The organism is Superficieibacter sp. 1612_C1 (genome assembly GCF_015234305.1).
GTDB lineage: Bacteria > Pseudomonadota > Gammaproteobacteria > Enterobacterales > Enterobacteriaceae > Superficieibacter.
The window spans coordinates 290,505-308,960 of sequence record NZ_JADGMI010000001.1 but is presented as its reverse complement, the minus strand read 5'-3'; the positions used below and the strand labels follow the sequence as shown (position 1 = coordinate 308,960).

The window sequence follows — 18,456 nt, the reverse complement described above, 5'->3', positions numbered from 1 at the left end:
GTTAAAAATAATGCCCGCCGGGGATATTTCACCCCTACTAATAATTAGGGTGCAGGGATAACGAATTAAAAAAACCTTAATAAAAAGCTATAAAATTCAGACTATTACAATTTCGCTAATTTCAATTTCCGTTAAGTCATTATCCGCTTGCCTTCCCATCCAGGACTATTCTTATAATCCATGTAAAAAAATATGTCTTAATATGTCCAAAATCTTATTTTCCTCGTTGGCATATTTCCTCTGAAACAGGACGTTTACTATGGCACACCTTAAACCTGCAATTTTGCTTTCCCTTCTTGCGCTTACTGCCTGTGGCGGCGGCGGTGGCGGCGGTCATCATGATAGTGGTTCAGCACCAGAAACCAGTACACCGTCTCAGCCGGATACCGGCACCACGCCAGCGCCAGAGCAGCCCCTGTCGCCGCCGGAAAGTAAGGCCACGTTGGGGAGCGTTTCCGGCGTCACCTACACCACGCCGGATGGCATTGAATATCAGATGCGCCGTGATGGCATTACGTTTGGCGGTACCTGGACGGAAGGGCTGGTCAAAGCCGACGGCACCCGGGTTTCCAGCACCAGCTGGTGTTGTGGCCCGATGAGCTACACCCTGTTCGGTAGCTGGACGTCGCAGGAAAAAGGCGAGCACGGCGTATTCTACAGTGGGGAAGGCACCGCAGCAGCCAATGTGCCAACGCAGGGCACCGCCACCTATGTCGGTTCCGGTATGCGTGACGGCGTGCGCACCGACGCCAGCTTTAACGTTGATTTCGCCGCGAAAACCATCAACGGTAATATCACCGGCAACGACGATTTTGGTTCAGCGGTGGCGATGCAGGGCGCTATTGTTGACGGTGGCTTCAGGGGTGACGCGCAGTCCGGCGGCGATAACGGCACCTTTGTCGGCCACTTCAACGGTCCTGCGGCAGAAGAGCTGGGCGGCATCGCGGAATTCGCCGATACCAGCAAAAGCGCGTCGTTTGGCGCAACAAAACAATAATATTTTACCGGCCAGCGTCGCTGGCCGGTTTTCCTGATGATGGTAATCTGCGGTATGTCCTCCCTGCGCCTGCGCTCCCTGTTATTAACCTGTTTTTTACCCGCTGTCGCCACGGCGGCTCCCACGGACAATACCCTGATCCCGGCGGCCCCCCATTTCGAACGCTTAACGCCGAAAACGTCGGGTGAAACGGTTTCCGGCGATACGCTGCACGTCTCAGACCAGCAGCTTGCCGCGCAGCCGGAGCTGGCGAAGGCATTACTGGATCAGGCGGTACGCGATGAAGCCTGGCCGGTGGTGAAAAGCGTTCTGCCTCTTTACGAACGCTCACCCGCCCCGGACAACGTACTCATTCACTATGCGAAAGCGGGCGTGGCGCGCAGTGAAGGTCACTACGGCGAGGCGATTAAAAACTATCGGGCGATCCTCAGCGAACATCCCGATTTTGCCGCCGTTCGCCTCGATCTCGCCCGTGCGTTATACGAAGACCGGCAGTTCGACGCCGCAGAATATCATTTTGAACGGGTGAGAGCCGCCAGTCCGCCGCCTGAGGTGGCGCAGCGCATCAACGCCTACCTTCAGCGCATCCAGTCACAGGATCGGCTGACGGGAAATCTCAGCCTCAGCTATCTTAACGACAGTAATGTGAATAACGCCTCGACCAATAAATATATTCGTATCGGCGACAAGCTGTTTATCCGTAATAAAGAGGCTTATCCGCAGCGTGGCGAAGGCTTCTGGTTTAACGGCGCGCTGCAAAAAGATGTGCATCTTTATGACCGCCACTCCCTTCGTTTTCTCGGCACGGTAACGGGCAAAAGCTACTGGAACAATCATCGCTTCGACGATATTACCAGCCGCCTGTACGCCGGATATCGCTGGCAGGATTTTCGTCAGCAGATCTCGCTGCTGCCCTTTTATGAGAAACGCTGGTACGGCACCGAAGCTTATTCCTCCGGGCCGGGTATGCGTATGGAGTACAGCTATTTACTCTCTCCGGCGTGGCAAGTCAGTCAGGTACTGGAATACCAGAAGCTGCATTACGACAACGCGCAGTATGATTTTTTAGCCGGGGATAACCGCTACGTTTCAACTACCCTGTCGCATGTGGTTAACGCGCGGCTGTCGGTGTTCGTCGGCGGCGATGTGGCGTGGCAGAACACTACCACCGCCAGCGAAACCAACCAGCGCTATAGCCTGCGCGGCGGGCTGGAAACGGATCTGCCGTGGGGCGTGTCGGCTGGCCTGATGGGGGCGCTCGCTAAACGTCATTATGACGATGACAACGATATTTTCGGCGTTCGCCGTCGGGATGATGAGCAGATTGCGATGGTGTCACTCTGGCATCGCGATCTGCATTTTATGTCGGTGATGCCAAAGCTGAATTTCGTCTACAAAAAGGTTAACAGCAATATCGATTTCTACGATTATACCCAGCGCAATATCTACCTGACGCTGGATAAACGCTTTTAGGCGCTGGCGCGGGTGGTCAGATGCCACGCCATCATCACCCGCTCGGCTCTGGAGTCAGGATTGTCGATTTTATTGAGCAGCAGCCCGACGGCCTTACGGCCCATTTCATGCGACGGCTGTTCAACGGTGGTGAGCTGGGGCGAGATCATCTCCGCCAGTTCGGTGCCGTCGAAACCAACCACCGCAATATCGTCCGGCACGTTCAGCCCGGCCTGTTCAATCGCGCGGATCGCCCCGGCGGCCAGGGTATCGGAAACGGCGAAAATAGCGTCGGGCCGACGCTCTGCCGTCAGCAGTTTTTCGGCGGCGGCTTTTCCGGCTGCCACGCTCAGCTCACTGGCATATTCGACGGACTGAAACGCCAGACTGCGGGTATGGATCACGCTTTTATAACCGCGCTCGCGCAGGCGGGCGTATTTATAGCTGAGATCGTGATTAATCAGCGCAATACGCTGCCGGCCTTTATCCGCCAGCCAGGAGACAACATGCTGGGCGGCATCGACATCATTAATGCCCACGCAGGAAACCGCGCCGCTGTCGGCATATTCGGCGCACTGCACCCACGGCGCATCGCCAATCATCGTAGACAGTTCTGGCAGCTTAGAAAAAGCATCCATGGTGATAATGCCGTCAACGATTTTGCCTGACAGCAGCTTCAGGCCGGAACGCGAACGTTCGATGTCCGAACCGGAGTTACAGAGCAGAATGCGGTAGCCGTTTTTCTCTGCCTCTTCTTCGATACCTTTTACCACCGCCGCGCAAAACGGGTTGGCGATATTGGAGACCATCACCAGAATCATATAACTGCGCGCGGTCCGCAACTGCCGGGCCAGCAGGTTGGGCTGATAGTTACTTTCCGCAATGGCCGCCAGCACCCGTTCGCGGTTTTTCGCTTTGACGGTATCGCTGTTATTGAGCACGCGCGATACCGTCGCCACCGAGACACCGGCGAGACGGGCAATTTTTTGAATGGACATAGTGACGGCAAATCCTGCGGTTAGCGTTAATAATTGCAGGCTACCACAAAAGCGTTGCCCGGCGAACCGGGCATTGATTTACTGCCCGACGCGTATCCAGCGCTGCTCCTGATGGCTTTTTACAATTGCCTCAATGAGATACATCACGTTTGCGCCGTCATAAAAAGAGGCGAAGGTCTCAGAACGTGACGGTTTTCGCCCTTCCCGCACCGCCTGATAAAACTGGCTGAGCATGTTTTTAAAAGCGTCCGGCCAGCCTTCGATATGACCGCCGGGAAAATGGGCGCTGGCGGCAACGTCGGCGTTCATCAGGCCCGGATCGTCGCTCAGCAGTTGATTGGGCTGCGCGCGCTGGCCGATCCACAGTCGCTGCGGCGTTTCCTGATCCCACGCCAGGGAGCACGCGCTGCCGTTGATTTCAAAACTCAGGCGGTTTTTCCGTCCGGCGCTGACCTGCGAAACGTGAAAACAGCCTTTGCTGCCGTCCTCAAAACGGAACAGGACCGAGCCGATATCCTCGGTGGAAACCGGGCGATCGACATAACGGGCGTCGTCGTCATGGCTGAAGGTCGCCGCGCCGGAGACGCTGGCTTTACGCGTCGGCCAGACAATCGACAGGTCAGCCATCACCTCGACAATGCGCTTGCCAGTGACAAACTGCACCGTATCGCACCAGTGCGAGCCGATATCCGCTACCGCCCGCGATGCGCCGCCCTGCCCGGCATCCACCCGCCAGTTGTAGTCAGTTTCCAGCAGCATCCAGTCCTGCAAATAGGTGCCGTGGGCGGAAAAAAGCCGTCCGACGCTCCCCGCCCGGCGCATACTGGCCGCCTGCTGGACCATCGCGAACTGGCGATAAACAAAGCTCACCCCATGAACCACGCCCGCCTGTTCCGCCAGCTGTACCAGTTCACGGGCTTCCTCGCTGGTCATACATAGCGGTTTCTCGGAGAAAACATGTTTCCCCGCCCGCAGGATCTGCCGGTTAATCGCCGCGTGAAGATGGTTCGGCGTGCAGTTATGCACCACCGCCAGCCCCGGATGCGCCAGCAGCGCGTCCACGTTGTCATAAGCGTGCGGCACATGCAGCGCCCGCGCTTTGCTTTCTGCGGCCTCACGCGTGCTGTCGCACAGCGCCACCACCTCGACATCCCCCAGCCGACGCAGCGCTTCCAGATGCGCCGGGCCGATAAACCCGCTACCAATAATACCGACCTGAATCATTTGCGCACCCCGTTTCCAGCGGCAAAATCGTCAAAAGCATGTGTGGAAACCGGAATGATGTGGCGACGGATAAACTCGCTGCCTTCGCGCGCGCCCGTTTCTCCGTCTTTCAGACAGCACTCCCACTCCAGTACCGCCCAGCCAGGGTAATCATACTGTGCCAGCTTGCTGAAAATGGTTTTGAAATCGACCTGCCCGTCGCCCGGTGAGCGGAAGCGCCCTGCCCGCTCAAGCCACGGCTGATAACCGCCGTAAACGCCGCTGCGCCCGTTCTGACGATACTCGGCATCCTTAACATGAAAGGCTTTGATGCGTGAATGGTAGATATCGATCCAGGTCAGATAGTCAATATGTTGCAGCAGCAGGTGGCTCGGATCGTAGAGCATATTGCAGCGCGGATGGTTGTCGACCTTTTCCAGGAAGCGCTCAAAGGTGACGCCATCGTGCAGGTCTTCACCCGGATGGATTTCGTAGCATACGTCTACGCCATGCTCATCGAAGCAGTCGAGGATCGGCCGCCAGCGCTGCGCCAGCGCGTCAAAAGCCTCTTCAAGCAGCGCGGTGTTGTGCGGCGGCCACGGGTAAAAATAGGGCCACGCCAGCGCGCCGGAAAACGTCGCGTGGGCCGTGAGGCCGAGACGTGCGGATGCCGCCGCTGCATGTTTGAGAATATCGGTTGCCCAGGCCTGACGCGCCCCGGCATTGCCGCGCACCTCCGGCGGCGCGAATCCATCAAAGGCCGCATCGTAGGCCGGATGCACCGCCACCAGTTGCCCTTCCAGATGGGTGGACAGTTCGCTGATAACCAGCCCGTGCGCAGCCAGCTTGCCGCTAACCTCGTCGCAGTAAGTCTGGCTCTCCGCCGCCCGTTGCAGGTCGAAAATCGCCTTATTATGGCAGGGGATCTGTAACGCCTTATAGCCCAGCCCCGCCGCCCAGCCCGCCAGCCCCTCGAGGGTGTTAAACGGCGGCTGGTCACCGAGAAACTGCGATAAAAAAAGTCCCGGTCCCTTAATGGTTTTCATAAACACCTCCAGAATTACTCAGGCTCTTTCTCGTTATAGTGGAAAGAGAAAAGGAAAAGCAGTGCAATAACGGCGGCGGCAATGGCCGGGATCCACCAGAAGGTCACCCACGCCTGCGGCACGGTTTGTCCGGCCACCAGGCGGTTATACAGCGCGCCGGAGATCTGCGAGCCCAGCAGCATTCCGATACCGTAAGTAAACATCACGATCATGCTTTGCGCCTGGCCCTTGACCTTGTCGCCCGCCACACGGTCGGTATAGATAAAGCCGACGACAAAGAAGAAATCGTAGCAGACGCCGTGCAGCAGAATGCCGAGATACAGCAGCGCCCGCGCTTCTTCATTCACCCCGAGTGCAAACAGCGCGTAACGCACGAACCAGGCGAGCATGCCGATCAGCAGCATATATTTGACGCCAAGGCGACGGAACAGCAGCGGGATAACCAGCATAAAGACGATTTCCGACATCTGGCCGAAGGACATGGCGGTGCTGACGTCGCCGACGCCCGCGTCAGAAAGGTACGACGCGGTGTAAGCGTAATAGGTACCCAGCGGCACTGAAATCAGCGTGGCGCACAGCGAGAAGATAAAGAAGTGGCGCGTTTTCAACAGCGCGAAGGCGTCGGCGCAGAACAGATCGCGCACCTGGATCGGCAGCCCTTTCGCGGGCGCAGGCGTGTGTGGCAGCGTCAGGCTATAGAGCGCCAGCGCCACCGAGCAGATCGCGGCGAGAGTAAAGATGCCGGTGGTATCGGAGATGCCGGTCACGCCAATAAAAATCCCCGCCACAATCCAGCCGATAGTGCCGAAAACGCGCACCACCGGGAAGGTTTTATCGATGTTCGCCAGGCTGTGAAAGGCAATGTTATTGGTCAGCGCCAGCGTCGGCATATAGCACAGCGTGTAGCCAAACAGCAGGCCGATCAGCAGCGCGCCGTTCTGCGCTACCAGCGCCTGCGGCACAAACCACAGGATCGCCGCCCCAAGCAGGTGCATCACTGCCATCACCTTTTGCGAGGCGAAGAAGCGATCCACCAGCATCCCCAGCACGAACGGCGAGAGAATGGAGGCGATCGGCCCGGCGGAGAACGCATCGCCAATCAGCAGCGACATGTTGTGCTGAGTCATCACCAGCCCGAGCGTCACCGACCAGCTTCCCCAGATAAAGAACTGTAAGAACATCATTAACGACAGACGCGGCACCAGCAGGCGGTATTGAACGCCTCCTCTGCCAGTGGTTTCAGTTGTAGATACCATTTTTCGCTCCACCCTCAAAAGTAATCGATTACAAAACACGTTTACTCTGAAAGTAATCGATTACAAATAAAGATCTAGCGTCTTGAGGTGAAAGTGGGAGAGCGATCACGAACAAAAAAGCAGCAGCGATCCACCGCCGTTTCAGGCGCGTAATTCAGGGTTCAGGCAGATCGTTGCGGACAGGGCCTGCGCTATCCGGCAGGCCCGTTGCATTGAAAGGTTATGCTTTACGACGCAGACATTTGAAGGCGATAAACAGGAATAGAACCCAAATCGGCAGCAAAATCGCCGACAGACGCATCTCCTCCATGGTGCACATCAGCCCAAGGATCATCAGCAGAAAGGCAATACAGATATAGTTGCTGGCCGGCGAAAGCAGCGCTTTAAATTTCGGCAGGCGTCCTTTGCGACGCATCGCCGCGCGGAATTTAAGATGCGCCAGGCAAATCATGATCCAGTTCAGCAGCAGCGTCGCCACCACCAGCGCCATCAGCAGGCCGAAGGCTTGTTTTGGCAGCAGGTAGTTGATCAGCACGACCAGCGAGGTAATCACCGCGGAGAGCAGCAGCGAATTGACCGGCACGCCGCGACGGCTGACGCGGGTGAGGAATTTCGGCGCGTTGCCCTGAACCGACAAGCCAAACAGCATCCGGCTGTTGGAATACACCCCGCTGTTATAGACCGACAGCGACGCCACCAGAATCACCATATTCAGCGCGGAGGCCACCAGGTTACTGTCGAGATCGTGAAAAATCATCACAAACGGGCTGCTGCTGGATTTGATATCCATCCACGGATAGAGCGCCAGCAGGACCACCAGCGAGCCGATATAGAAAAGCAGAATGCGATAAACCACCTGATTGACCGCTTTAGGAATCGATTTCTCCGGATCGCGCGCTTCCGCTGCCGTAATGCCGATCAGTTCAAGGCCGCCAAAGGAGAACATGATCACCGCCAGCGACAGAATAAGACCATGCCAGCCGGTCGCCAGAAAGCCGCCGTGGACCCACAGGTTGCTCAGCGTCGCGCGCTCGCCGCCATGGCCGGAGACCAGCATCCAGATGCCGAAACCAATCATGCCAATAATGGCGAGCACTTTGATCAGCGCAAACCAGAACTCGGTTTCGCCATAAAGACGCACGTTAACCAGGTTAATCGCATTGATCACAATGAAGAAAGCCGCCGCCCAAATCCAGGTCGGGACATCCGGGAGCCAGTACTGCATGTAGATGCCAGCCGCCGTCAGTTCCGCCATGCCGACCAGCACGAACATGACCCAGTAGTTCCAGCCGGAGAGGAAGCCGGCAAACGGTCCCCAGTATTTGTAAGCAAAGTGGGCGAAGGAGCCGGAGACCGGTTCTTCGACCACCATCTCGCCAAGCTGGCGCATAATGAGGAAAGCGATGATCCCGGCGATAGCGTATCCCAGCACCACCGCCGGGCCTGCCATCTGGATCGCCGGGCCGATGCCGAGGAACAGCCCCGTACCGATAGCGCCGCCCAGCGCGATCAACTGAATATGTCGGTTTTGTAAACCCCGGTGTAATGCTGGATTATTTTCTGAAGACGCATCCGCAGAGTGTCCGGATGCCAGTGACGCGTTTTTCACGCCCTACCCCTGTGCTATTTGTAATAAGGGGCACCTTTTAACACTTATAGATGTCACACTTCAAGTTATGCGGCGAGAACGGGCTTCCCTGCCCGCCTTACGAGGTGCTCTTATAATCAGAAGTCGTAGCTCATGGAAACTTTGACCGTGCGCGGTTCACCTTCAAAGATGTAGGTGCCGTTATCTTCAACGCCCGACCAGTATTTCTCGTTGGTAACGTTATCCACGCCGACACGCACTACCATGTCGTTCTTCTCCTGATTCAGGTGCATACGGTAACGCACGCCCAGATCCAGGGTGGTGTAGTCGTCCAGTTTTTTGGTATTCGCCGAATCTGCATACTGCGAACCGGAGTGGTTCACTCGCGCGGTTGCCGTCAGACCGTCCACCGGTTTGATGTCATATTCCGCCCCAAGCACCATGTAGAAGCGCGGTACGCCAATCGCATCTTTACCGTTATTGGCACCGTCTTTGGTTTTGGTCATTTCCGGATCCAGCCAGACGGTGCTGCCGTTCAGACGCAGCCCCAGCGTCGGCTCGCCAAACACGTTCAGCTCAACGCCACGGTTACGCTGCTCGCCATCCAGCGCGTAGACGCCGGTTAAACTGTCCTGAAGCGCAGACGGTTTTTTGATTTCAAACAGCGATAGCGAGCCGCCGACGCGGTCGAAATCCACTTTCACGCCGACTTCGTTCTGTTTGGAGTGCGCGATACCGGTACTCTTACCGTAGTTGGTAGCCGATCTCGGTGCCACGGTACCAGGCTGCAACGCTTCGGTATGGTTAGCATACAGGGAGAGCTCTTCCCACGGCTTGTAGACCACGCCGTAGGTCGGCATCCAGCGGCTTTCGGTGTAGCGGCTGGTGGTATCTTCCGCGCCCGTGGCGTTACTGTAGTTACGCACCACCACTTTCTGATGACGCGCGCCAACCGTGAACAGCAGTTGATCGTCCAGTACGCCAAGGGTATCGCTTAACAGCCAGCCCTGAGTACGGTTACGGGTGGTGGTCAGCGGATCGGAGTAGTTACCGCCGAAGATCGCGTTGTCAGGAATTGGCACCGCATGATTATCATAGATATTGGTGGTCGGGTTAACCGACGACATTGTCCATGCGGTTTTATCTTTTTCGATTTGTGCCGAGTAACCAACGTTCACTTTATGCGAGACAAAGCCGGTGTCGAAATCACCGCGCAGGCCGCCCATTCCGCTCCAGGCGTCGGTAATACGGTTAGTATCCAGACGACCGGCGGTGGCATCGCCGTTGGCGTTTAGCAGTTTTGGCCCGCTGTAAACGCCGGTTTCATGCGCGTGCTGCATGCCGAGTGCCGCATAAGCGGTCCAGTTGTCGGTCAGATCGTATTCGCTTTTCGCCATGCCGAATTCGTTTTCGATATCGCTGAAGGCCCATTTCTGACTGTAGTTTTTGGTCGGATCCGGCACGCGGGGGATAAAATCGACGCCGCTGATGTTCAGGCCCGTCTCACCGCCGTGGAAGGTTTTTTTCTGGTAGCCAAAGTCCAGCGAGGAGCGCAGGCGGTCGCCACGGTAATCAAGGCCAATGGCGGCCAGCGTAGTACGGTGTTTATCATCTTCTACCGCGGTTTCGCCTTCACGATGCACCAGGTTTACGCGCGCGCCAAACTGGTTGTTATCGCCAAAACGACGTCCGGCGTCTACCGTACCGCCGACCTGAGAGTCAGAGGTGTAGTCTACGCCCACCGTGGCGTTTGGCGTATCCTGCGCGCGTTTCGGTTCGAGGTTGATCATCCCACCAACGCCGCTGCTCGCCGCGCCGTTGACCAGCGCATTCGCGCCTTTGAAGACTTCGATGCGCTCCAGCATCTGCGTATCCATCACCTGACGCGGCACCACGCCCGGCAGGCCGCCGAAGGTCATGTCGTCGCCGTCCAGCTTAAAGCCGCGAATGCGGTAGGTTTCGGCATAGTTCCCGTAACCCTGTACGGCCTGCACGCCTGCGTCATTGTTGACGACATCGGCAATGGTTTTCGCCTGCTGATCCTGAACCAGCTTCGAGGTGTAGCCGATGACGTTAAACGGCACATCCATCGCCTTCTGTTCGCCGAGCATCCCCATTCGTCCGCCGTGGGCAATCTGTCCGTCCAGGTAGGCAGGGACCAGATCGTTGCCGCCCGGCGTGAAATCCGCCTCCGGCGTCGCCTGGACCACAATGGTGTCTTCTTTGGTTTTGCTGTCGTCCGCAGTGGCGGCCCAGACGGTATGGCTTGCCGCACCGATGGCCAGCGCCAGCAGCGTTTTACGCAGCGGGAATGAAACGTTGGTGTTGTGCATAATTCACTCGAAAAAAGGGTAAAGTGAAAAAAAGGCCCGTCTCCGGGCCGGATATTTATTTAGTCAAATCAATGCGGACGACGCTATCCGGTCCGCTGGTCGAATGATCTTTGTTGAACTTCTGCTTCACGGTCACGAACAGCGTCTGGCCGTCGGCAGAGAGTTCCAGGCTGTTCGGGTTAGGTGGCAGATCCCACGACTGCTTCACGGCGTAAGAGGTGCCGTCCAGGCTGACAACTTTGCCGCCGTCGCGACGGGAGACGTAGATCTCGTTCCGTTTGGCGTTGTATTTCACCGACAGCGAGTCGCCGATATCAAGCTGCTTAAGCACGTCACCGCTGCGGATATCCAGCACCAGCGTGGTTTTGGCTTTTGAGTTGTCGGTAACGAACAGACGGCCGGTTTCGCTGTCTTCTGCGATGTTCAGCAGCAGCGCCGGTTTATCACCCAGCGGTTTCCAGCGGTGTTCAATACGATTGGTGCGCGGATTGATCACCAGAATTTCGCCGCCGCCATTGGCCGCATACAGGCGATCGGTTTTTGCGGAGTAATGCAGACCGGTCATCCATTTACCGGTATTTTTAATGCGGGTTTTCAGCTTCAGCGTTTTCGCATCAACGACCCAGATGATGGCCGGATCGGCAACCGCGCCGATATACAGCGTGTCGTTATGCAGCAGGATCTGGCGCGCGCCGTAAGGGAAGCCTTCGTCGTTACGCTCCGGGAACAGAATGCGGTTTTTGACTTTGCCGTCGGCGGTGTTGATGGCGCTGACGCCGCCGTCCAGAGAGTTGGTGACATACAGGGTTTGTCCGTCATCAGACAGTGCGAGGGCAAAGTTTTTCAGATCGGTATGGCTGGCCCCGATGGTTTTCAGCGTGCGCGGGTCAAGTTTGTAGATCACCCCACCCTGTACATCCTTGAAGCCTTCAGAACTGGCAACGTACAGCGCATCCCCTTTCGGGCTGAGCGCCATTTCATACAGGCCATCCGCCAGATCGCGTTTTTGTACATTCGCAGGCAGCGCAGCGACAGTGGTTTTCTGGGGTTCAGCGGCAGGTTTGGTCGCGGTGGATTGTTGCGCCGTGCAGCCGCTCAGCGCGACGGTCATCAGCAGCGCAAGGGCGGAGATTTTCATTTTCATCAGGGAAGTCCTTCACCTTCAAAATAGCAAAAACGTGGAGGCATCCCGGATTATGATTTTACGTTCCGGTCATTCTTACGCGCGCTCCACCGTGTGCCTCAGTGTTTCCCTGTGAAAGCGTTCACTGTCGTGCAGGTAGATCCTGTTGCGCCTGCGAATAACAAAGAGAATGAGAACTATACTCATTCTCTTTGTATTATCAAGTCTAAATGTTACAAGGATTAACGATGGGAAACAGAGTGCGGGGGGAAAAGCGAGTCAGAAAAGGCTAGCCCGGCAGCTAACTGCCGCCGGGGGAAGGATTTTATTTACCGCCTTCGGCGATAACGGTCAGTTTGCTGTCGGTGGCTTTTTCTTCTTTTAACGTCTCTTCAAGCAGCTTCGCCGCCTCGTTATAGCCCAGTTTGAGCGCCAGCGTTCTCAGCGTCCCGTAAGAGGCAATTTCGTAGTGTTCGACCTTCTGCGCCGCCCCGATCAGCCCGGCGTCACGAAGCTCGCCCGCCTCAACGGATTCGATAATTTCCTGCGCTTCTTCTGCCAGCCCTTCGAGAGCATGACATTTCATGCGCTTGATACGCACGCCTTCCGTCACGTCCACCAGTTGATCGAGTCTTTCGATCTGCCCCTGAGTTTCCTCAAGGTGCGCTTCAAAGGCAGCCACTAATTTTGGCGAGGTGGCCGCTCTGGCCATTTTTGGTAATGCTTTGGTAATTTGTTTCTCGGCGCTGTAAATATCTGATAATTCATGAATGAATAGATCGTTCAGGCTCTTTACCGTTGGCATAATTATAACCTCGTCGTAAAATAAGAAATAAATAAAGTGGCACCACTGACAAATATCAAGGTGCCATTACTATCACGTTATTATAGCCAGTTAATCACTACAGCAGTGTCGCTACATACAAACCGTAACGGACTGAATTGATTAAGGTGCTATAAAAATAGAGTTATGAGGATGAACGACCGCCACTATGGCTGTTCTTGCCACCTTTCTTGCCCGCTTCAGACGCGCGCTGTGGGTCGTTTTTGAAGTTGCCACCGCTCTGCTGGCCGCCTTTACGTCCGGCTTCAGCTGCACGGTTTTTATCTTCTGCGAAATTACCTGAACCGCCACGATGTTGAGTCATAACAATTACCTCATTACATGTTTATGGTTAATAAATCAGGGCCTGCGCCCTTGCTAAGCAGAGTTAATACTAGTCGCTGCGCCCAGCTTCGCAAGTCGCCAAAAACCGCTATATCTCTCAGAGCAATCTTATATTGACCACTATAATGCAAGCCCGACAATGGCATAAACGAAGCGGCAGAATAATATTCTTACCAATAATTTTCTTATTATTTATGGCATAAAAAGCAATGCAAAATGTAAACGATTAGCGATCGACCCTTTTTCACTTGTGGTGTTTAAACCATGAATAAAACAGTAAGGTTTCAAACACATGGCCGGTTTGTAACTATACTCTACCCCATGTTAAACATGGCATTTACAGGATGTACTTATGAGATTCAAGGGTCTGACCAAAGGCTTTTTCATACTGATACTTATCATCGTCACTTGGGCATTTTTTGATGTCCTCTCCCCCTATTACTCAGCGATACTCTGGGCCGCCATTCTGGCGATCATCTTCTATCCGCTCAAAAGCAAACTGCGCGAGAAGCTGGGCGAGCGCAACGTGCTGGCATCGCTGCTTACGCTATTAATCATATGCCTGATCGTATTCACGCCGCTGGCAGTGATCCTCTCGTCGCTGGCGTTTGAAATCAATCTGGTTTACAGCAAGTTGCAGCAGCATAACACCGAGTTTCCGGTAGTCATCGCCAGAGTGCTTGAGCATCTTCCCGCCTGGGCGCAGCATTTCCTTGCCGAGCATGATCTGGATAACGCCACCGACATCCAACAGAAACTTTCCGGCGTGGCTCTGAGAGGCGGACAGTATTTAGCGGGCAGCGCGTTTTTGATTGGTAAGGGAACGTTTGGCTTTACTATCAGCTTCGGCATTATGCTGTATCTGCTCTTTTTCCTGCTGAAAGACGGGCCGTATCTGGTACGCGTGACGCTGGAGGCGCTGCCGCTGTCGAAGTATATGAAGCATCACCTGTTTGCTAAATTCGCTGCCGTCTCTCGGGCCACCGTGAAAGGAACGGTCGTAGTGGCCATTGTTCAGGGCGTACTTGGCGGGCTGGCGTTTTATATCGCGGGTCTCGACGGCAGCATTCTCTGGGGCGCGCTGATGGCATTCCTGTCGCTGGTTCCAGCGGTAGGGTCGGCGATCATCTGGGTACCTGCGACCATCTATCTGTTCGCCACCGGACAGCTGTGGCAGGGCTTCTTTATGATTGGCTTCTTTGTGGTGATCGTCGGGCTGGCGGATAACATCCTGCGCCCGATTCTGGTCGGTAAAGACACCCGCATGCCGGACTATCTGATCCTGATCACCACTTTAGGCGGGCTGGAAGTGTATGGCATTAACGGCTTTGTGATCGGCCCGCTGATCGCCGCGCTGTTTATCGCCTGCTGGAACCTGCTCTCCGGGCGCGATCATCCGGGCAACGCCGATGAAATCGATGAGATTGTGATTGAGGAGGGGCTGAATCACCCCGATGCTGAGGAGAAATAGCAGTCTGCCAGGCTAGTCGATAAAAAAGAAAACGCCACCCGGTGGTGGCGTTTCGTTTATTAAGAGAATTCTGTCTCTTGCTGCTAAAAACATTTCACCCTGCTGTATTTGTTACTGATTCATATATAGTCAGCCGTTGTACTGAACAATATAAAACACATGCAGTTACATTTGAGACAATAAACAGATTATTTTGAAATATCTCTTCGTCCCCTTTTCCTCTTCGAAATAAATTATCCCTTGCGAAGCTGGCAACACCAACTACAGTTAATTCCGTGGCAGCATTTTAGTTTCTTAAATCTGCCTTATATCACTTTTAAATGCTAACGTGGAGGTTCAAATGGCCGAACATCGTGGTGGTTCAGGTAACTTCGCAGAAGACCGTGAAAAGGCTTCTGAAGCAGGTAAGAAAGGTGGTCAGCAGAGCGGTGGTAAGAGCGGCGGTAATTTCGCTAACGATCGCGAGAAAGCCTCCGAAGCTGGCAAAAAAGGCGGTCAGCAAAGCCATGGCGGCGGACGCAAGTAAGACCTGGCTTGATTACGATTAATACGTAAGCTAATGAGGCGATCTACGGATTTCATCATCTGTAGATTGCTTCCATAATGAGGATGAATATAAACAGAAGAAATCTGTTTTTATTCACCTCATTTCTTTAGCCTGCCGCATGCCGACATTATTACCCTAATCGTTCTGCGACAGGACGGCTTTACTTAAAAGGTAAGTCTTCTTATTTAGCATATTATTTTAGCCGTGCTTTTTTTCTTCACGCGATAAAGCGCGCGGCCCTGTTGACGATTTAAATAGATTTCATGAGGATTAAAAATGAATAAAACAGAACATTATCACGACTGGCTACGCGACGCTCATGCAATGGAAAAACAAGCGGAATCGATGCTTGAAGCAATGGCAGGACGTATTGATAACTACCCTGATCTCAAAGCACGTATTGAGCAGCATCTTTCTGAGACAAAACATCAGATTGCCCTGCTGGAAAGCGTTTTCGATCGAAACGATATTTCCCGTTCGGTAGTAAAAGATTCCATGAGCAAGATGGCGGCTTTCGGCCAGTCGGTCGGCGGCATGTTTACGCCTGATGAAATCGTTAAGGGCGCGATCAGCAGCTATGTTTTCGAGCAGTTTGAAATTGCCTGCTACACCTCGCTCATTGCCGCCGCTGAACAGGCTGGCGACGCCGAAGGCGTAGAGATCTTTAAAACCATTCTGGCCGAAGAAGAAGCGATGGCGAAATGGGCGCTTGAGCACCTCCCCAATGTTACCCAACAATTTCTTCTGCGTTCAGAAACGCCCGGCGTAGAAGCTAAAAAATAATAATCTTTTAATTTATTTCGTGCCTGTTGCGCGAAGGAGTGAGTATGTTTCGTCATGTGAAGCAATTGCAATATACCGTACGTGTAAGCGAGCCGAATCCGGGGCTGGCGAACCTTTTACTCGAACAGTTTGGCGGCCCGCAGGGCGAACTGGCGGCAGCATGTCGTTATTTCACCCAGGGGTTGAGCGATGACGATGTCGGTCGTAAAGAAATGCTGATGGATATCGCGACTGAGGAGTTAAGCCATCTGGAAATCATTGGCTCCATGGTCGGTATGCTTAATAAAGGCGCTAAAGGCGATTTGGCCGAAGGCGTAGAGAGTGAAGCGGATCTTTACCGCTCGCTGACCAGCAATGGCAACGACAGCCATATCACCTCCCTGCTCTATGGCGGCGGGCCAGCGCTGACCAATTCCGCGGGCGTTCCGTGGACCGCAGCCTATATTGACACTATCGGCGAGGTGACCGCGGATTTGCGCTCTAACATCGCCGCAGAAGCGCGTGCCAAAATTATCTATGAACGTTTAATCAACGTCACCGACGATCCCGGCGTTAAAGATGCGCTTGGCTTCCTGATGACGCGTGAAGCCGCGCATATGCTCTCTTTTGAGAAAGCGCTTTATTCCATTCGTAACAACTTCCCGCCTGGTAAACTGCCGCCTATCGAGCAATACAGCAATGTGTATTACAACATGTCTGAAGGCGACGATCCGCGCGGAAGCTGGAATAGCGACGAAAACTTTGAATATGTAGCCGATCCGCAACCGGCTGTCGATGGAGGCGATGGTACAGCGACCGTCACCCTGTCCGTCGAACAGCTGGCGCTGGTGAAAGCCATGACGCAACGGACGCAATCCGCGCCCGATGTAGAGCCGATCACCGGCGTTGAATTAGGTTCTGGTGAGCCGAAAGAGAAATAACGCTTAACGCTGGCGCGACGACAATATTCGGCGTCGCGCCAGTAGTACGTCACTCTCCCGCATTAGTCATGAAAACGCCGCCAGGCCTCCATAAACGCCTGCGCCTGCGTTCTGGTCTGCTCGATCGATTGTCCGGCGCGATACAGATCGCTGCCCAGCCCTGCCCCCGCGCATCCCGCCGCTAACCATTGGCCCAAATTATTCGGCGTGACGCCGCCTACCGCGAATACCGGAACGTCTGCGGGCAAAACCGCCTTCAGCGCCTTAATGTAATCAGGTCCAAAATTTGCCGCCGGGAATATTTTCAGCACCTGCGCGCCGTGCTCAAGAGCGGTGAAGGCCTCGGTGGCGGTGGCGCAGCCTGCGCACACCATCATGTCGCGCTCTCTGCCGCGGCGAATGACGGCGGGGTTGGTGTTGGGCGTCACGATCATCTTCCCTCCGAGCGACGCCAGCTCATCGACCTGGTCCACATGCAGTACCGTACCCGCACCAAATAAACCCTGCCCGGAAAAGCGTTTTACCAGGCTGGCGACGCTTTGCTGCCAGCGCGGAGAATTAGTGGGAATTTCAATCGCGGTGAATCCCGCGTTCAGCAGGACGTCTGTGTGACTCAGCGCCTCTTCAGGGGTTATCCCACGCAAAATCGCGATCGGTGAAATATCAAATGACCCGTTCATTAATCATGCTCCTGATGCCCTGTAGAAAGGCAGTTTCGCCGGAAATAATGTCTGCCTGAATACCGATGAGCTCCAGCGCCGTCTGGTAGCGTAACGCCAGTTGTTCGCCGCCAACAATGACAATTCGCCGTTCGGCAAATGAAGCGTAAAGGCGCGTCATTTGCGCTACTTCCGCGCCGATTAGCAGCCCTGACAGCCGCTCGCTCACCGCATCCTGCGCCAGTTTTCCCAGCACCCAGGCCGCGCGTGTTTCAAATAAACGCGCTAATATTTCCCCGTCCAGAAGCCCGCATTCAAGGCCGTGAATAAACGCCTCGCGATTGGCGATCTGCGGCGGCAGCGCATTGCCAATCAGCGAATGCGTCATAAGCAGATGATGCAGCTCTCCCGTCATTACCGTTTTGAAACGCGTCAGGAAGCCGTTATCGACCTCTGCCCATTTGCAGTGGGTGCCGGGCAGGATATAGAGCGACGCCGGGGCCAGTTGCCATGCGCCCAGCAGTTGCGTCTCTTCGCCGCGCATAATATTCACGTCGCGCCCATCGACGATATTAACGCCGGGAACAATCCAGGTGGCATCGTCCACCGGATAAAGCTGCCTGCCGAGGTCGTTGAGCATGACCGGGCAAGGCAAATAGGGCACGTTCTGCCAGCCCTGTTGGCTGCCAATCATTCCCGCCATGACCACTGGCGTGGATGACGTCCGCCAGCCATCGGTAATGGCATGCAGGATCTCGCGCGGATGACGCCCCGCCAGCCGCGTGATCCCCGCCTCCTGCTGACGGCTATTGACGCAGATACCCTGGCTGAAATGCCAGGCGCGTAGCTGCGTCGATCCCCAGTCAATCGCAATAAAATTTTCGGTCATGAGTGCTGACTGCTCCTGATAAA

At 54.9% G+C, this 18,456-nt stretch carries 17 protein-coding genes; 6 read left to right on the top strand and 11 right to left on the bottom strand.

Annotated features, from left to right (window positions below; genetic code table 11):
• Nucleotides 1–259 precede the first annotated feature (259 nt).
• Nucleotides 260–997, top strand: coding sequence for a Slam-dependent surface lipoprotein (locus INT84_RS01515; RefSeq protein WP_194205359.1), 738 nt, complete (start codon nt 260–262; stop codon nt 995–997).
• A gap of 36 nt (nt 998–1,033) precedes the next feature.
• Nucleotides 1,034–2,470 (top strand): porin family protein, encoded by a 1,437-nt coding sequence (locus INT84_RS01510; RefSeq protein ID WP_194205358.1) that lies wholly within the window; start codon nt 1,034–1,036, stop codon nt 2,468–2,470.
• Here the strand turns inward: INT84_RS01510 and INT84_RS01505 are convergent.
• From INT84_RS01505 to INT84_RS01465, 9 genes are all read right to left on the bottom strand, one after another.
• Nucleotides 2,467–3,447 (bottom strand): LacI family DNA-binding transcriptional regulator, encoded by a 981-nt coding sequence (locus tag INT84_RS01505; RefSeq protein ID WP_194205357.1) that lies wholly within the window; start codon nt 3,445–3,447, stop codon nt 2,467–2,469. The genes INT84_RS01510 and INT84_RS01505 overlap by 4 nt on opposite strands.
• A 78-nt stretch (nt 3,448–3,525) precedes the next feature.
• Nucleotides 3,526–4,671 carry a Gfo/Idh/MocA family protein gene (locus tag INT84_RS01500; protein WP_194205356.1) on the bottom strand — a complete coding sequence of 382 codons (1,146 nt, stop codon included), beginning with the start codon at nt 4,669–4,671 and terminating at the stop codon, nt 3,526–3,528.
• Nucleotides 4,668–5,696, bottom strand: coding sequence for a sugar phosphate isomerase/epimerase (locus tag INT84_RS01495; RefSeq protein ID WP_194205355.1), 1,029 nt, complete (start codon nt 5,694–5,696; stop codon nt 4,668–4,670). The genes INT84_RS01500 and INT84_RS01495 overlap by 4 nt, the downstream gene beginning before the upstream one ends.
• A 14-nt stretch (nt 5,697–5,710) precedes the next feature.
• Nucleotides 5,711–6,952 (bottom strand): MFS transporter, encoded by a 1,242-nt coding sequence (locus INT84_RS01490; RefSeq protein ID WP_194205354.1) that lies wholly within the window; start codon nt 6,950–6,952, stop codon nt 5,711–5,713.
• 220 nt (nt 6,953–7,172) lie between these two features.
• Nucleotides 7,173–8,561 carry a phenylalanine transporter gene (pheP, locus tag INT84_RS01485; RefSeq protein WP_194205353.1) on the bottom strand — a complete coding sequence of 463 codons (1,389 nt, stop codon included), beginning with the start codon at nt 8,559–8,561 and terminating at the stop codon, nt 7,173–7,175.
• Nucleotides 8,562–8,677: 116 nt separating this feature from the next.
• Complete coding sequence (locus INT84_RS01480) at nt 8,678–10,873, bottom strand: TonB-dependent siderophore receptor (RefSeq protein ID WP_194205352.1); 2,196 nt, start codon at nt 10,871–10,873, stop codon at nt 8,678–8,680.
• A gap of 55 nt (nt 10,874–10,928) precedes the next feature.
• Nucleotides 10,929–12,017 (bottom strand): YncE family protein, encoded by a 1,089-nt coding sequence (locus INT84_RS01475; protein WP_194205351.1) that lies wholly within the window; start codon nt 12,015–12,017, stop codon nt 10,929–10,931.
• Between the two features lie 304 nt (nt 12,018–12,321).
• Entirely contained in the window at nt 12,322–12,801 is a 480-nt protein-coding gene (locus INT84_RS01470) for a ferritin-like domain-containing protein (protein ID WP_194205350.1), read from the bottom strand.
• A 163-nt stretch (nt 12,802–12,964) separates the two neighbouring features.
• On the bottom strand, nt 12,965–13,144 hold the full coding sequence (locus tag INT84_RS01465) for a general stress protein (RefSeq protein WP_103677080.1): 180 nt from the start codon (nt 13,142–13,144) through the stop codon (nt 12,965–12,967).
• A gap of 372 nt (nt 13,145–13,516) precedes the next feature.
• Between INT84_RS01465 and INT84_RS01460 the strand changes: the two genes are divergently transcribed.
• The 4 genes from INT84_RS01460 (at nt 13,517) to INT84_RS01445 (ending at nt 16,885) form a co-directional block, all read left to right on the top strand.
• Nucleotides 13,517–14,635 carry an AI-2E family transporter gene (locus tag INT84_RS01460; RefSeq protein ID WP_194205349.1) on the top strand — a complete coding sequence of 373 codons (1,119 nt, stop codon included), beginning with the start codon at nt 13,517–13,519 and terminating at the stop codon, nt 14,633–14,635.
• Nucleotides 14,636–14,975: 340 nt separating this feature from the next.
• Nucleotides 14,976–15,161 carry a general stress protein gene (locus tag INT84_RS01455; protein ID WP_194205348.1) on the top strand — a complete coding sequence of 62 codons (186 nt, stop codon included), beginning with the start codon at nt 14,976–14,978 and terminating at the stop codon, nt 15,159–15,161.
• Nucleotides 15,162–15,458: 297 nt separating this feature from the next.
• Complete coding sequence (locus tag INT84_RS01450) at nt 15,459–15,965, top strand: ferritin-like domain-containing protein (RefSeq protein ID WP_176917520.1); 507 nt, start codon at nt 15,459–15,461, stop codon at nt 15,963–15,965.
• 44 nt (nt 15,966–16,009) lie between these two features.
• Entirely contained in the window at nt 16,010–16,885 is an 876-nt protein-coding gene (locus INT84_RS01445; protein WP_194205347.1) for a manganese catalase family protein, read from the top strand.
• 62 nt (nt 16,886–16,947) lie between these two features.
• On the opposite strand, the gene INT84_RS01440 is transcribed toward INT84_RS01445, so the two are convergent.
• Together INT84_RS01440 and INT84_RS01435 are read right to left on the bottom strand one after the other, a co-directional pair.
• Nucleotides 16,948–17,565: a 2-dehydro-3-deoxy-6-phosphogalactonate aldolase gene (locus INT84_RS01440; protein WP_194205346.1), complete on the bottom strand. Its 618-nt coding sequence runs from the start codon at nt 17,563–17,565 to the stop codon at nt 16,948–16,950.
• Entirely contained in the window at nt 17,549–18,433 is an 885-nt protein-coding gene (locus tag INT84_RS01435) for a 2-dehydro-3-deoxygalactonokinase (protein ID WP_194205345.1), read from the bottom strand. Before INT84_RS01435 ends, INT84_RS01440 begins: the two co-directional genes overlap by 17 nt.
• Nucleotides 18,434–18,456 lie beyond the last annotated feature (23 nt).

Bases quoted from the DNA above. Each gene is read 5' to 3' on its own strand.
- INT84_RS01515 (WP_194205359.1), top strand. From the start codon at position 260: ATGGCACACCTTAAACCTGCAATTTTGCTTTCCCTTCTTGCGCTTACT.
- INT84_RS01510 (WP_194205358.1), top strand. From the start codon at position 1,034: ATGATGGTAATCTGCGGTATGTCCTCCCTGCGCCTGCGCTCCCTGTTA.
- INT84_RS01505 (WP_194205357.1), bottom strand. From the start codon at position 3,447: ATGTCCATTCAAAAAATTGCCCGTCTCGCCGGTGTCTCGGTGGCGACG.
- INT84_RS01500 (WP_194205356.1), bottom strand. From the start codon at position 4,671: ATGATTCAGGTCGGTATTATTGGTAGCGGGTTTATCGGCCCGGCGCAT.
- INT84_RS01495 (WP_194205355.1), bottom strand. From the start codon at position 5,696: ATGAAAACCATTAAGGGACCGGGACTTTTTTTATCGCAGTTTCTCGGT.
- INT84_RS01490 (WP_194205354.1), bottom strand. From the start codon at position 6,952: ATGGTATCTACAACTGAAACCACTGGCAGAGGAGGCGTTCAATACCGC.
- INT84_RS01480 (WP_194205352.1), bottom strand. From the start codon at position 10,873: ATGCACAACACCAACGTTTCATTCCCGCTGCGTAAAACGCTGCTGGCG.
- INT84_RS01475 (WP_194205351.1), bottom strand. From the start codon at position 12,017: ATGAAAATGAAAATCTCCGCCCTTGCGCTGCTGATGACCGTCGCGCTG.
- INT84_RS01470 (WP_194205350.1), bottom strand. From the start codon at position 12,801: ATGCCAACGGTAAAGAGCCTGAACGATCTATTCATTCATGAATTATCA.
- INT84_RS01465 (WP_103677080.1), bottom strand. From the start codon at position 13,144: ATGACTCAACATCGTGGCGGTTCAGGTAATTTCGCAGAAGATAAAAAC.
- INT84_RS01460 (WP_194205349.1), top strand. From the start codon at position 13,517: ATGAGATTCAAGGGTCTGACCAAAGGCTTTTTCATACTGATACTTATC.
- INT84_RS01455 (WP_194205348.1), top strand. From the start codon at position 14,976: ATGGCCGAACATCGTGGTGGTTCAGGTAACTTCGCAGAAGACCGTGAA.
- INT84_RS01450 (WP_176917520.1), top strand. From the start codon at position 15,459: ATGAATAAAACAGAACATTATCACGACTGGCTACGCGACGCTCATGCA.
- INT84_RS01445 (WP_194205347.1), top strand. From the start codon at position 16,010: ATGTTTCGTCATGTGAAGCAATTGCAATATACCGTACGTGTAAGCGAG.
- INT84_RS01440 (WP_194205346.1), bottom strand. From the start codon at position 17,565: ATGAACGGGTCATTTGATATTTCACCGATCGCGATTTTGCGTGGGATA.
- INT84_RS01435 (WP_194205345.1), bottom strand. From the start codon at position 18,433: ATGACCGAAAATTTTATTGCGATTGACTGGGGATCGACGCAGCTACGC.